Consider the following 14048-nt stretch of genomic DNA (forward strand, 5'->3'; position numbering starts at 1 on the left):
GGTAACAGGCTGTGAACAAGCTGGAGTACTACTTTCCGATACACTAATAAGATCATAAATAAAAGTACCTTGAACATTTGTTGGAGCGTTAATAATAAAACTATTTCCTACACTAGTTACTGTTGGCTGAACAACACTATTAATACTATAAGTAAATGTATACGGTGCTTGAGCACTAGAACCTGTCAATACAACTTGAGGTTGTGGGTCATTTAAACATACCGTCGCATTTCCTGTTATAGTAGCATCTGGCAGAGCATTGACAACTACAGTAACCGAACCCGTTTGAAGTTGACTACATGCTGGCGTACCTGAACTCAACACTTCGGTTAATTGGTAATTAAATGTACCTGGAGTAGCTGTTGATACAGGTAATGTCACACTATTTCCTGAAATAGTTTGTATGGTTTGGGTAGCGCCTGTTGGATCTGTATATGTAAATGTGTACGGAGCAATTCCATCAGCACCTGTAAAAGTAATGACAGGATTTGTATCTCCTTCACAAACCGTTGTAGAACCAGAAATAGTTGCAGTAGGTAAATCACGAACAGTAACTGTAGCTGAACCACTTATTAATTGAGAACAGTTTGTTGTTGGATTAGTGACATTTATAAGATTGAATGTTGTATTTACCGTAAAAATTGAAGCAATACTAGCAATACCAGTAGCACCTAAATCAATAGTCTGAGTAACTCCACCATTTACGTTGAAATCAACCAAGGCATTTGGAGTTCCTGTAAAAGTGATTGTTGCATTATCGCCTTCACATACTGTAGTTGTTCCACTTATGGCAACAGTTGGTAGTGGATTCACATTTAGGAAAAAGGAAGTAGTTCCAAATCGTGTTGGATCTGTATTCTCCTCCATTCTTATGAATATCTCTTGTCCATCGGTACCTAAAAATGAATTTATTGGACTTATATCTCCAGCACCTAAATTAGCATCCGCTAAAAGTAAATGGAATGTTACTGTGTAATCCAACGGATTATTACTTCCTAAAATTAAAGGAAGCTGTGGTGTAAAATCAAATGTAGCAATGTTAGTGTTATAACTATCTTCGCATTCTGTTAAATCGGGTGGCGTATCCGGATCAACTCCACAGTTATCGACTATTAAGTCAAACTCTTTAACAACTATACAACCAAACATATTCAAGAATATTGCTGCATATATAGTCTGTGTCTGTCCTGAACTAACAAAAGCTCCAGGATTTGCAATAGGATTAGTTAAGTCGTCTGCATTAGCAAAATCTAAATGATATGTAATTTCATATTCACTTGGATCAAGTGTACCCAATATTACAGAGTCATTTGATGTTAAATCAAAGACGGCAGTTCCTGGATTCAAAATATCTTGACATTCAGTGATGTCAAGAGGTGCTCCAGTTAAATCTGGATTAACTGATAATGTAATATCTTCAGTAGCAGTTTGAGGAACATTACAAATGGAATACTCTGCTTCAAGAGTATAAGTTGTTGTTACTGCTGGACAAACCGTAATTGTTGGTCCTGTTCCAATTAATGTAGTACCTTCGTACCAATTAACTGTCATAGGTACATTTGGTCCAGTGGGTGTAAATCGCCAAGCTTCTGAAACATTATCAGCATTGTTAGGATTATTTGGTGTTGGATCAGTGCTAAATGGAACGGCATTTCTTCCAGGTGCTGCATAGGCTTGAGCTCCAGAAGTATTAATTATGCCTATTGTACCATTACCATCATTCCAACCAGTACAGGCAACCCTTCTTTGTACATAAATCTCGATAATATTTGAAACTTCATACAAAACTATCTGTGTAGTTGATAGTCCAATAGAATTACCACAAGAAAACTGTGGTATATTAGAAAAGTTAGCCACAAATTTTCTACAAGGATAAGTTCCAATTACTTGATAATTAACTGTTATTTCTGTTCCTGCAGGTGGAGCTACAGAAAAGTCAGTATCTTGATAAACTCCAAAGATAGCATTTTTTATAGGAAAACCAGTATTAGGTATAGGATCATCGTAAGACCATGGACAAAAATCTCCTGCTGCAAACAAATTAGGATTAGGAAAGGCAATAACTCCATTCGTACCCACATTTAATTGGGTATAATTATTACCAAAAAAACAAAATTGCATACCACCCGGAAACGAAAATGGTGCTGACCAATCATCATCACCAATAGGACCTCCAGGTCTGATATTTATCCATGAAGGGTTTTCAAACGGCGCTTGAGGACAAAACGGAATAGAAGATACAACATAACTTGTAGTGGAAGGAACATCTGAGATATTAGCCTCCAATGTTCTACACTCTCCAGCTGCGCATAAAGTCAAATCCAAAGGTTTTGTTCCTGGAGCAGGCACAGTTTCTACAGTTGCACATCCATTAGGTATTACTGTTACAGTTACAGAAACACCTGTGTAAAAACGTTCACATAAAGTAAAAAAGTTTTTCACTGAAACTAGAGTGTAAATTCTAGTTTCCTGTAATGGTGGCGTTATAAAACTTCCTGTACCTGCTGGCCCAATATTAGCTGTATAAGTATTTCCTAAATCATTTATAATCGTAACTGTTGAAAAAGGAGTACCAGTTAAGCTGATTGTTCCAGTATTTCCAGGACATATAGTGAAATTAACTGGAAAAGTTGATGTAGGTTGAACCGTAATGGTTATGGGCTTTATAGTAACACAACTTCCTTGTGTTAATTTTATATAGTATGTTCCACTTACATTAACAGTAGAAGGATTAGCCAAAGGAGTTGTTCCTGCTGCATTAGTCCAATAACTTAAAGTTCCTGCACTACTACCTGCTGTTATACTAGCATCTGTCAAATTGATAGGCACATCTGAACAAGCTGTTGTTGTATTGGTTACTAATAAAACAGCATTAACTGTAACTTGAATATTTTTTGTCAAAGGAGCACAATTACCAACAACAGAAGTTACTGTGTATATAGTTGTTTCATCAGGAGAAACAGTAATAGTATCATCATTTGGAGTTGTAAGAGAACTATCAACAGGTGCTGATGTCCAAGTATAAGTTGAAGAACTACCACCAACTTCCAATACCGTCGAACTCTCAAAACAGATAGTTGGATCCATGGTAGTGTAGAGATATGGTCCAACAATTACATTATTCAAAGTTTGAACTGTTGCTGTGGGTAATGCACTATCCGTAACAGTTACAGTATAAACTCCTGGAGGTAAAGACGTAAAAAAACCAGTGGTATTATTGTCATTCACTGGTCCTGCAATTGCATAATTATAAGGTGGAATTCCTCCAAAACCTGCTGAAACGGTTATCGCTCCATCATTGGGAGTTACACATTGCGCATTGGTAACTTCTACAGCAACTATCAAATCGTCTGTAAGTATAAAATCATCAACAGCAAAATCATTCCCTGTTGCATTTATATTCAAATCAGATAACTCAATTTGAACAGTAGTAGCAGTAGCTACAAAACTGTAAATTACTTGTTTCCATCCATCTGTTGGTAACGGTGCAAAAGTAGAACCATGAATTTGGGTTAAGAGATTACCTCCTGTCAATGCTACACTAATCTGAGCCTGAGTTGATGGATCAACAACTAAATCAGAAACTGAACGTATCCAATAACTAAAGTAATATGTTGTACCAACCACTGCGGTTGTAATTCCAGTTCCATTATTTCCCGCTGCCCAAAATACAGGGGTTCCTGCAGCTGTAGTTCCATCTACAACTAACATTCTTCCGCTACCCGTAGTTCTATCACCTACAAAGAAAAAATCATTGCTATTTAGTCGCTTAGGATACTGCAATATTCCAAAATCTCCTGGAGTTGATGTAGCTTGTGTTGCTGTTGCCATTTGAGTATAGGCAGTAGAAACACCAAAACCTATTCCAATTCCTCCTGCTTCAAATCCTGGATTTGTTAATAAATTTTGTGAATAACCTTGGAAAAAGTAGAATAAACTAACTATTAGCAGTAATTTTCCTTTCATAGTGTGCATCTTTTTGTTTTTTAAGGAGCGAAATTTACATAAATTTAAGAAATATTTATCTTAAATTTTAATTTATTTCAAATATTAACACTATCAAATTTTGTTAAGATATAATTATTATCTTTGTGCTTCTAAAAAAAATAATTGCTTAAACCTTAGTTTTTAATGATAAATAATGATAATTTTCAGGATGAAATTGGTGATAACCATATAGCCACAAGTGCTACAAATCCTTTAAGAAAAGATGCCTTTGACATTACTGATGAAACAAAAATTGAATTGATTAAAAAAGATGTTGAGAACATCTTGAAAACATTGGGAATGGACTTAACTGACGATAGTCTAAAAGGAACACCAAATCGTGTGGCCAAAATGTTTGTAAAAGAAATTTTTGGCGGATTAAATCCAAACAAAAAACCAAGTTCTTCAACTTTTGCCAACAACTACAAATATGGCGAAATGCTGGTTGAAAAAAACATCACAGTCTATTCAACTTGTGAACATCATTTACTTCCAATCGTAGGAAGAGCACACGTTGCTTACATTTCTAACGGAACGGTTGTTGGTCTTTCCAAAATGAACCGAATTGTTGATTATTTTGCCAAAAGACCTCAGGTTCAAGAAAGATTAACAATGCAAATTGTCCAAGAATTGCAAAAAGTTTTAAATACCGAAGACGTAGCTTGTGTCATCGATGCCAAACATCTTTGTGTGAACTCAAGAGGAATTCGCGATATTGAAAGCAGTACAGTTACTTCAGAATTTGGTGGTAAGTTCAAAGACGAAAATACCAAACGTGAATTTTTAGATTACATCAAATTAGATACTCAGTTTTAAATTTAGAAGTTAGAATTTAGAAGCTAGAATATAAAACTTGGTTTGAAATTAGTCAAATCTGACTTGCAATAATAAAATCAAAAGCAAAAATGCAACTATACAAAAATCATACATTAGAATTATACAACTCGCTTTCAGGAAAAAAAGAAACCTTCACTCCTATTCACGAAGGAACTATTGGCATGTATGTTTGTGGACCAACAGTTTACAGCAATGTACATCTTGGAAATGTGAGAACATTTATGTCTTTTGATATGATTTTCAGGTATCTGCAACATCTTGGTTATAAAGTTCGCTATGTTAGAAACATCACAGATGCTGGTCATTTAACCGATGACGGAAATGTAGAAAATGACCGTTTTGTAAAACAATCGCGTTTGGAAAAACTAGAACCAATGGAAGTTGTCCAAAAATACACTGTGGATTTTCACAAGGTTTTGGACACTTTTAATTTTCTTCCGCCAACGATTGAACCAACAGCAACCGGACATATTTTGGAACAAATTGAACTTACACAAAAACTAATCGACAAAGGTTTTGCTTATGAAAGCAACGGTTCGGTGTATTTTGATGTGTTAGAATACAACAAACGTGGCATGAATTATGGCGAATTGAGTAATCGAAATATCGAAGAACTTTTTGCCCAAACACGTGATCTTGATGGTCAAAACGAAAAGAAAAACCCACAGGATTTTGCCCTTTGGAAAAATGCTTCTCCAGCACATATCATGCGTTGGAACTCACCTTGGGGCGAAGGTTTTCCAGGTTGGCATTTGGAATGTACCGCTATGAGTACAAAATATTTGGGCGAAACTTTTGATATTCACGGTGGCGGAATGGATTTGAAATTTCCGCATCACGAATGTGAAGTAGCACAAGGAAAAGCTTGCAACGGTCATTCGCCGGTAAATTATTGGTTACACGCCAATATGCTAACAATGAACGGCCAACGAATGAGTAAATCGACTGGAAATTATATTTTGCCAATGGAATTAATCAATGGCGATAATACTTTCTTTGAAAAAGCGTTTCATCCAAATGTGGTTCGTTTTTGTTTTATGCAAGCACATTATCGTAGTGTTTTGGATATTTCAAATGAAGCCATGGTTGCCAGCGAAAAAGGTTTGCAACGTTTGATGGAAGCTCTTGAAGTAGCCAAAATTTTAACTCCGAGTACTACTTCTTCTTTGGACATTTCGGCTTGGAAAAAAAGCTGTTATGATGCGATGAATGACGATTTTAACACGCCAATTTTAATCGCTAATTTATTTGAAGGTATTCGTTTTATTAATTTGGTAAACGATAAAAAAGAAACGCTTACTGCAGAAGATATTGCTACTTTAACCGAAACGATTTCAACATTTATTTTTGAAATTTTAGGGATAAAAGACGAAAAAGCAACTTCAAATAATTCTGAAAAACTAGAAGGTGTTGTAAAAATGCTTATCGGAATGCGAAACGAAGCTAGAGCTAACAAAAACTTTGCTTTATCAGACCAAATTCGTGATGAACTTTTAGCTTTAAACATTCAATTGAAAGACGGAAAAGACGGAACTTCGTTTATTTTATAACCATTTGGAAACTATTAAAATCATGCTCAAAAAAATTTTAATAGCGCCATTTTTGTTCCTCATTCGGTTTTATCAAGTGGCAATTTCACCATTTACACCATCAACCTGCCGTTTTGAACCTACTTGTTCCAGCTATTTCATAGAAGCATTGAAAGTTCACGGACTTTTTTATGGCTTTTATCTTGGTGTCAAACGAATTTTGAGTTGTCATCCATGGGGAAAAACGGGTTATGATCCCGTTCCTGAAAAAAAATGTAATCACAAATAATATATCGCATTGACAATTTATTGTTATTTTTGAAAAAATTATACAAGTTATGATCTGGAATCCATCAGAAGGAATTGATTTAGGTTTTTTTATTATTCGTTATTACAGTTTGATGTTTGTCGTTGCCTTTGGTTTAGGTTGGTACATCATGAAACACATTTTTATAAGAGAGAAGATTGATTTAGAAAAACTCGATACACTTTTTATTTGGACCGTTATTGCAACACTCCTTGGGGCAAGATTAGGTCATGTTTTTTTCTACGATTGGGAATATTACAGAAATAATTTAACTGAAATTCTTTTACCATTCAAATTTGAAAATGGATTTGAATTTACAGGTTTCCGTGGATTAGCCAGTCATGGTGCCGCAATTGCTATAATTATTGCCGTTTATTTTTACAGTAAAAAAGTGGTTCAAAAACCAATGCTTTGGGTTTTAGACCGAGTGGTTATTCCGGTAGCTTGTGGTGCAATATTCGTTCGTTTAGGTAACTTTTTTAACTCAGAAATTGTTGGTAAAGAAACCGATGCAACCTACGGAATTAAATTCGTTAGAGATTTTTATTCTCCAAAAGACGCTGTAAATGCAACTCAAATTAATGATGTAAACGAAGCTTACAATGCCATTGCAACCAATCCGCAGTTTGCTGCTTTGTTAGAAAAAGTTCCTTATAAATATCCTGCACAATTATATGAAGCTATTGGCTATGTATTCGTTTTTGCTATTCTTTTCTTTTTATATTGGAAAACCAACACGAGAGAAAAACACGGATTACTTTTTGGCTATTTCTTAATTTTACTTTGGTCTGTTCGTTTTGTAGTGGAATTTGTAAAAGAAAGCCAAGGCGGAATTGAAAGTCTTTTTGGCGTATTATCAACAGGTCAATGGTTGAGTATTCCTTTTATCTTGGCTGGATTGTTCTATCTTTTCCTTGCCGAAAAACCTTATGATGACTATTTTAAGGAAGAAAAATAATTCTTAAATTATAGTAGTTTTTTTTCCAAAACCATTTAAGGCATTTAAGTCCATATAAGTTTTACTCTTAAATATACTTAAATGCCTTGTATAGTAAATTTTCTACTTATTCCGTTTCAGCAGAATGTGATTTAGCATAATTACGCCATTTTTCTACACATTCCTGAATATCTGATGGAATTTCGGTGTCAAAACGTAAAAATTCTTTCGTAGTTGGATGTTCAAATCCTAATGTTTTGGCGTGCAACGCTTGTCTTGGCAAGGTTTTAAAACAATTATCAATAAACTGTTTGTATTTGGTAAACGTTGTTCCTTTTAAAATCAAATCGCCACCATATCGAGCATCGTTAAATAAGGTATGACCAATATATTTCATATGAACACGAATTTGATGCGTTCTTCCGGTTTCTAATTTACACGAAACCAAAGTTACATAACCAAATCGTTCCAATACTTTATAATGAGTTACAGCGTGTTTTCCTTGTTCGCCATCAGGATAAACTGCCATTTGCATTCTGTCTTTGGCATGTCGTGCAATGTTTCCAACAATCGTTCCTTCATCGTCTTTTACATTTCCCCAAACCAACGCAATATATTCTCTTTCGGAGGTTTTTTCTTCAAATTGTTTTGCCAAATGTGTCATCGCGGCTTCGGTTTTAGCAACGACTAAAAGTCCCGAAGTATTTTTATCAATACGATGAACCAAACCTGATCGTTCGCTTGAATTCATTGGCAAATTATCAAAATGAAATGCCAACGCATTGACTAAAGTTCCAGTATAATTTCCGTGTCCTGGATGAACAACCAATCCTGCTGGTTTGTTGATAACCAAAAGCGCATCGTCTTCAAAAACAATGTCTAGCGGAATATCTTCTGGAATAATATGGTTTTCAAACGGCGGATGCGTTAACATCACTCGAACTACGTCAAAAGGTTTTACCCGATAATTGGACTTCACCGGAATATCGTTTACCCAAATATTGCCATTTTCAGCAGCTTGTTGAATTTTGTTTCTAGTAGCATTTTCGATTAATTGCATCAAAAATTTGTCAACCCTAAGAAGTGATTGACCTTTTGGAGAAACAAATCTATGGTGTTCAAATAATTCGTCTTCTAAATCAGAGAAATCTTTAACATCATTATTCATCAGCAGGAGTTTCAACTATTGGTGGTATATCTGTACTATCAACAGCGGTAGAATCTAGCATAGTATCATCAAAAACTACTTTTCCATCGCCAAGAACTAAATCAACTTTAGAAGATTTCAGTACTTTTTCGCCCGCTTTAATTCGTTTTCCGTTGATAGACATTTCAAGAACCATGTCTTTACCTAAATAAGGTTTATAAGTAATTGTTCCTTCTTGTAAACCTGCAGCTTTCAACGTTGGAACGGCTTGACGATAAGTTTTCTCAATCAAATCGGGAACGGCAACCATAGTAAAAGTTTCAGCATTGATTTTAATATATACTTTTCTTCCTGCTTTTACTTTTGAACCTGGTTTTGGTTCTTGATCAACGATAGTCAACTTTGGAAAATCAGGATTATAATCAACCGTATCCAATATAATATAGTCCAACGAAATATCGCTTAGCTTTTCATCGGCTTGTTCAACACTTAGTTTACTCAAATCGGGAATGGCAATTTCTTGTCCGTGATTGGTAATATAATTTAAACTATTAAAAAATAAAAATGCCAATGCACCAACAACTCCCATTGCAAAAAGCATTTGGGCAAAAAACACTTTACTCGTTAAATATTTTCTTAAACTCATAAATTTTTTATTTAGGCAAATATAAGAAACATCAAAGGTAATTCGTTTGAAAAAAAATGATAATTTTGTTTTGAACTATTAACAAACTTAACGTTTACTACCAATGAAAAAAGTTGCCATCATAATGGGCGGTTATTCTAGTGAATATCAAATATCACTAAAAAGCGGAAATGTTGTTTATCAATTTCTAGATAAATCAAAATATACCGGTTATAGAATTCATATTTTTAAAGAAAAATGGGTTTATGTTGACGATAATGACAACGAATTTCAAATCAACAAAAATGATTTTTCGGTAGAAGTTGCCGGAACAAAAATCAATTTTGATGTAGTTTTCAACGCTATTCACGGAACGCCAGGCGAAGATGGATTGATGCAAGCCTATTTTGAATTATTAGGAATTCCACAAAGTTCATGCGATTACTATCAAGCAGCTTTAACGTTCAACAAACGTGATTTGTTGTCGGTTTTAAAACCTTATGGAATCAAAACAGCAACTTCCTATTATTTAAATCTTGGCGATACCATTAACGAAGATGAAATCTTAAAAACTGTTGGTTTACCTTGTTTTGTAAAACCAAATAAATCGGGTTCAAGTTTTGGAATATCCAAAGTAAAATCTACCGAAGAATTCCTTCCAGCTATTGAAAATGCTTATAAAGAAGACAACGAAATCATCATTGAAAGTTTTCTTGATGGAACCGAAGTTTCGGTTGGCGTAATTAATTATAAAGGAAAAACAACCGTTTTACCTATTACTGAAATAGTTTCTGAGAATGATTTCTTTGATTATGAAGCCAAATATTTAGGCAAATCTCAGGAAATTACACCGGCAAGAATTTCTGCTGAAATGACCGAAAAAGTTTCGGCTGTTGCCAAAAAAGCCTACGAAGTATTAAAAATGACTGGTTTCTCAAGAAGCGAATTCATCATAGTAAATGGCGAACCACACATGCTTGAAATGAACACCATTCCGGGTTTAACCACCGAAAGTTTAATTCCGCAGCAAGCCAAAGAAGCTGGAATTTCACTAACCGATTTATTCACTAACGCTTTGGAATTGGCATTAAATAAATAATAGTATGAAAAGAAAAGCCGTTTTCCCTGGTTCATTTGACCCAATAACCCTAGGTCATTTTGACATTATCAAAAGAGGAATTTCGTTGTTTGACGAAGTGATTGTAGCCATTGGTATCAATGCCGATAAAAAATATATGTTTTCACTCGAAGACCGAAAACGCTTTATCGAAGAAGCTTTTAAAGACGAACCAAAGGTTAGCGTGATTACCTATGAAGGTTTGACAATTGATTTGTGTAGAAAACTAAACGCCGATTTCATCCTTCGTGGACTTCGAAATCCAGCCGATTTTGAATTTGAAAAAGCCATTGCACACACCAACCGAAGATTATCCAAAATAGAAACCGTCTTTTTACTGACTGCTGCCAAAACGTCTTATATCAGTTCGAGTATCGTTCGCGATGTAATTAGAAACGGCGGCGATTATTCGGTTTTAGTTCCAGACAGTGTTGTGGTTAAATAAATCTGATTTCATTAAAAATATAAAGCCTAACTCAATCTTTAAATCCTTATGACAAAACAACTACCAAAAATCGCTTCACTCCTATTCTTTTTATTTTCATTTCTTCCGCAGCAAGGTGTAAGCCAAAGTATCACAGCCAAAATCATTGATGGACAAACTGGCGAAAGTATTCCGTATGCGAATATTATTGTCAATAATTCTGAAAATCTAGTTTCTAATTCCGAAGGTTATTTCACACTTTCAGAGAAAAATAGCGATGATGCTGTTCAACTTTTGGTTTCTTATTTGGGTTATGCTAACCAAACACTTACCGTAGCCGAACTGAAACGCAATCAAAACAAAGTTAGTCTACAACCCGGAATGATTGAACTTAGCGATGTTACTTTGAATGAAAAAAAACTAACCGCTTTGCAGATTATGGCAAATGTAAAAGCCAATTTAAAAACCAATTACAGCACCAAGAAAGAAGCAACAATAGATAAAATCTTCTTCAGAGAATCCAGTTATCTTGCTCCAAAAATATTAGACGTTGAAATAGACAAATCGACTGGTTTTACTAAAGATGGTTTGAAAAAAGCCAACCAACAAATAAATGCTTTTACTTCAAAGTTAGTAACCAATCCGCCAAAAGAATATACCGATATCCTTTGTGATTTCTATCATTCTGTTACCCAAAAAGAGAAAATGGTTTATAGCACTAAACTAGATGTAGTAAAAGCTACCAAATTGAAAAACGAAAATAGTGCGGTTTCATTGGATGAACTCGAAAAATCAGCAGTTAATATCTTACTGACACATTTAGACACTACAAAATACTACCGAGTAAAAAGCGGTTGGTTTGGCTCGCGCGATACCATTTCGCTTCGAAAAGACTTCAACAAAAAGAAAAACAAAACAATTAATACCCGATTATCTTCTGCTAAAACACAATTAACCATGTTCATGTTTGAAAACAGTATGATGAATACCCAAAAATTCAATTTTATTGACAATCATGAACTGTATGACTACAAATATGAAGGAGCAAAATACTCTAGCGATAACGAGTTTATTTATGTGGTTAGTTTTAAACCAAGAAAAAGCAAAGGCAAATATCTAGGCAAACTGTATATTTCCGAAAGCGATTTTGCTGTACTTCGAGTGGATTATAATTTAGCTGAAGGCAAAAAAGAAGGCGGATTTAATATGAAACTTTTACTGGGTGTAAAAACATTAGAGAATGTGAGCAACGGAACGATTATCTTCAAAAAATCGCCTTCGGATAATGGTTATCACTTGCATTATGTTTCTCAAGAAACTGGGCAATACATTTATTTAAACCGACCATTGAAGTTTATTGAACTCACCAATGAAGAGAAAGATGTAGTAGCTTTTGACCTAAAACTAGAAGCCAACCAACGAGAGAAAATTGAGTTTTTAAACATTGCCAGAAGCGAAATTGACCATGCCGATGTTGAAAAAATGAAAGAAGAGGAATTCAATTTCATCAAACTGAAAGCCTACGATGCTAGCATTTGGAAAAACTATATTGCTATAGAACCACTAGCTGAAATGAAACAGTTTAAAGCGGAGGATTAGAAATAAAATTACAATCATTACGGAAAACCTCACTTTCAAACTATATAAATATAGAAACACATTTAATCAAAAATGAAAAAAATATTACTTCTTTGTTTTTTAGGAATTATTATCTCAAGTTGTTATGAAGACAAAGAAACTCAAATGAAAATGGTATCAATGAAAATTGATGGAATATATAGGGCTTACACTATAATTGATGTTAGTGAGTCGACATATATTGAACTAGTTCCAAATGAACCTCCGCATAATGCAACTACAAGAGTTACAGCTTACTTTGATTCTGAAGATTTTGAAGACTCGCAAGCTTTCCATTTCGAAATAGTTAAAGATGGGGTTTTAAAAAACAAAATTGTTTTATCAACTTATGTTGATATAAATCAGCAATATAATCCTAACGATGAAAATTATTTGACTTTTGAAACTACAACTAATAATAATCATAGTTTAATTACAAAATTTTCAGGAACTCTAAAAGGAGATGACGGACAAATAATTTCAATTACTGAAGGAGAAATCAGTCTCAAGTTTTAATATTTACCCGATAGCGAGGATTTGCAATCCAAACCCCGATAGCGAGGATTTGCAATCCGTGCCAACAAACCTCGATAGTAGTAGAAATCCTCGCAGCCATTGAAACGGATAGCGGGAATACGGTTTATTGGTACAAACTGGGGTTTCGCTCCATTCTAGCCCAAGTTATTAACCTAGGCTTTATAAAACAGCTTTTATAGACTTCAAAAATGCAATTATAAGCCATCAAGTTTTTACAACTTTGAACTTTAACTAAAAAATAAACCTCCTTTAAATCGCTTTAAAAGAGGTCTTTTTTATTAATAATGTGTTTTTTATTTTTGAGAAGTTATGAACAGTTACCGATGTTGTGAGCTGTTTTTAAATTGCATTCCCAATAATTAAATTTGCATTAGATACAGGTGGAACAACCTCTTGTAAATTATTACCTGATATATTACATGAATAAACTGACCATAATGTTGTTGTCGTATTTAAAGCTACAAAAAAAACAGTTTGTCCATCAGGAGAAAGTCTTGGAGTTCCTTGTGAGTTATTATTATTCACAATCAAATTCGCAGGCAATGCAATTGGAATTTGTGTTTGATTCGTTCCATCATAGTTACAAGTCCAAATCTGAATTTCTGAGGCAACTTGTTTAGAATAAATAATTTTATTCAATTGATTGTTAGAATTTTGTGGAACTGAGTTTTCTGAGTTAGAACAACTGATTTGGAACAAAACACCAGCCAAAGCAAAAGCAAATAAATATAAAGTTGTTTTAAAAAAGTTTTTCATAATATTTAGTGTTAAATTGGATTATTATTTCTTAAGCGTTTCGTCGAGCTAAAATAGCTCACAGCATCAGACTGTGAAAAAACATCACTATCCTTCCTCCAAATATAGTAAAATAGTTTGGAAGTAGTTTGAAATTGTTTGTGGATATGAAATGCCACGCAAAGGGTTTCGCGCAATGTCATTAAGTTAAGGGTTTAATTATTTGAAAATCAACAGTTTAAAATTGTT

11 protein-coding genes and 1 pseudogene are annotated in these 14048 nt (G+C 34.2%); 8 read left to right on the top strand and 4 right to left on the bottom strand.

The window, feature by feature from the left end; all coding sequences use genetic code 11:
• A pseudogene (locus IAI56_RS13725) lies at nucleotides 1-3966 on the bottom strand (hypothetical protein); the annotation flags it as partial.
• 165 nt (nucleotides 3967-4131) lie between these two features.
• On the opposite strand from IAI56_RS13725, the gene folE reads away from it, so the two are divergent.
• From folE to lgt, 4 genes are all read left to right on the top strand, one after another.
• Nucleotides 4132-4803, top strand: coding sequence for a GTP cyclohydrolase I FolE (folE, locus tag IAI56_RS13730; RefSeq protein WP_187658409.1), 672 nt, complete (start codon nucleotides 4132-4134; stop codon nucleotides 4801-4803).
• Between the two features lie 89 nt (nucleotides 4804-4892).
• A complete protein-coding gene (gene cysS, locus IAI56_RS13735) occupies nucleotides 4893-6374 on the top strand; it encodes a cysteine--tRNA ligase (RefSeq protein WP_187658410.1) in 1482 nt (493 codons plus the stop codon).
• 22 nt (nucleotides 6375-6396) lie between these two features.
• A complete protein-coding gene (gene yidD, locus IAI56_RS13740) occupies nucleotides 6397-6642 on the top strand; it encodes a membrane protein insertion efficiency factor YidD (RefSeq protein ID WP_187658411.1) in 246 nt (81 codons plus the stop codon).
• Nucleotides 6643-6691: 49 nt separating this feature from the next.
• The gene (gene lgt / locus IAI56_RS13745) at nucleotides 6692-7618 is read left to right on the top strand and encodes a prolipoprotein diacylglyceryl transferase (protein ID WP_187658412.1); all 927 of its coding nucleotides are present in this window, start codon (nucleotides 6692-6694) and stop codon (nucleotides 7616-7618) included.
• 106 nt (nucleotides 7619-7724) lie between these two features.
• Here the strand turns inward: lgt and IAI56_RS13750 are convergent, their stop codons facing one another.
• A complete protein-coding gene (locus IAI56_RS13750) occupies nucleotides 7725-8765 on the bottom strand; it encodes an RluA family pseudouridine synthase (protein WP_187658413.1) in 1041 nt (346 codons plus the stop codon).
• Complete coding sequence (locus tag IAI56_RS13755; protein WP_187658414.1) at nucleotides 8758-9390, bottom strand: PASTA domain-containing protein; 633 nt, start codon at nucleotides 9388-9390, stop codon at nucleotides 8758-8760. Before IAI56_RS13755 ends, IAI56_RS13750 begins: the two co-directional genes overlap by 8 nt.
• A gap of 103 nt (nucleotides 9391-9493) precedes the next feature.
• Here IAI56_RS13755 and IAI56_RS13760 point away from each other — a divergent pair, with 103 nt between their 5' ends.
• The 4 genes from IAI56_RS13760 (at nucleotide 9494) to IAI56_RS13775 (ending at nucleotide 13043) form a co-directional block, all read left to right on the top strand.
• The gene (locus tag IAI56_RS13760) at nucleotides 9494-10468 is read left to right on the top strand and encodes a D-alanine--D-alanine ligase (RefSeq protein ID WP_187658415.1); all 975 of its coding nucleotides are present in this window, start codon (nucleotides 9494-9496) and stop codon (nucleotides 10466-10468) included.
• 4 nt (nucleotides 10469-10472) lie between these two features.
• Nucleotides 10473-10931, top strand: coding sequence for a pantetheine-phosphate adenylyltransferase (gene coaD, locus IAI56_RS13765; protein ID WP_187658416.1), 459 nt, complete (start codon nucleotides 10473-10475; stop codon nucleotides 10929-10931).
• 48 nt (nucleotides 10932-10979) lie between these two features.
• Nucleotides 10980-12509 carry a carboxypeptidase-like regulatory domain-containing protein gene (locus IAI56_RS13770; RefSeq protein ID WP_187658417.1) on the top strand — a complete coding sequence of 510 codons (1530 nt, stop codon included), beginning with the start codon at nucleotides 10980-10982 and terminating at the stop codon, nucleotides 12507-12509.
• Nucleotides 12510-12581: 72 nt separating this feature from the next.
• Complete coding sequence (locus tag IAI56_RS13775; protein ID WP_187658418.1) at nucleotides 12582-13043, top strand: hypothetical protein; 462 nt, start codon at nucleotides 12582-12584, stop codon at nucleotides 13041-13043.
• Nucleotides 13044-13403: 360 nt separating this feature from the next.
• Here IAI56_RS13775 and IAI56_RS13780 read toward each other — a convergent pair whose 3' ends face one another.
• Nucleotides 13404-13820, bottom strand: coding sequence for a TolB-like translocation protein (locus tag IAI56_RS13780; RefSeq protein ID WP_187658419.1), 417 nt, complete (start codon nucleotides 13818-13820; stop codon nucleotides 13404-13406).
• Between the last annotated feature and the right edge of the window lie 228 nt (nucleotides 13821-14048).

The organism is Flavobacterium macrobrachii (genome assembly GCF_014486675.1).
Taxonomy (GTDB): domain Bacteria; phylum Bacteroidota; class Bacteroidia; order Flavobacteriales; family Flavobacteriaceae; genus Flavobacterium; species Flavobacterium macrobrachii.

Bases quoted from the DNA above. Each gene is read 5' to 3' on its own strand.
- coaD (WP_187658416.1), top strand. From the start codon at position 10,473: ATGAAAAGAAAAGCCGTTTTCCCTGGTTCATTTGACCCAATAACCCTA.
- IAI56_RS13770 (WP_187658417.1), top strand. From the start codon at position 10,980: ATGACAAAACAACTACCAAAAATCGCTTCACTCCTATTCTTTTTATTT.
- IAI56_RS13780 (WP_187658419.1), bottom strand. From the start codon at position 13,820: ATGAAAAACTTTTTTAAAACAACTTTATATTTATTTGCTTTTGCTTTG.
- cysS (WP_187658410.1), top strand. From the start codon at position 4,893: ATGCAACTATACAAAAATCATACATTAGAATTATACAACTCGCTTTCA.
- IAI56_RS13755 (WP_187658414.1), bottom strand. From the start codon at position 9,390: ATGAGTTTAAGAAAATATTTAACGAGTAAAGTGTTTTTTGCCCAAATG.
- IAI56_RS13750 (WP_187658413.1), bottom strand. From the start codon at position 8,765: ATGAATAATGATGTTAAAGATTTCTCTGATTTAGAAGACGAATTATTT.
- lgt (WP_187658412.1), top strand. From the start codon at position 6,692: ATGATCTGGAATCCATCAGAAGGAATTGATTTAGGTTTTTTTATTATT.
- folE (WP_187658409.1), top strand. From the start codon at position 4,132: ATGATAAATAATGATAATTTTCAGGATGAAATTGGTGATAACCATATA.
- yidD (WP_187658411.1), top strand. From the start codon at position 6,397: ATGCTCAAAAAAATTTTAATAGCGCCATTTTTGTTCCTCATTCGGTTT.
- IAI56_RS13775 (WP_187658418.1), top strand. From the start codon at position 12,582: ATGAAAAAAATATTACTTCTTTGTTTTTTAGGAATTATTATCTCAAGT.
- IAI56_RS13760 (WP_187658415.1), top strand. From the start codon at position 9,494: ATGAAAAAAGTTGCCATCATAATGGGCGGTTATTCTAGTGAATATCAA.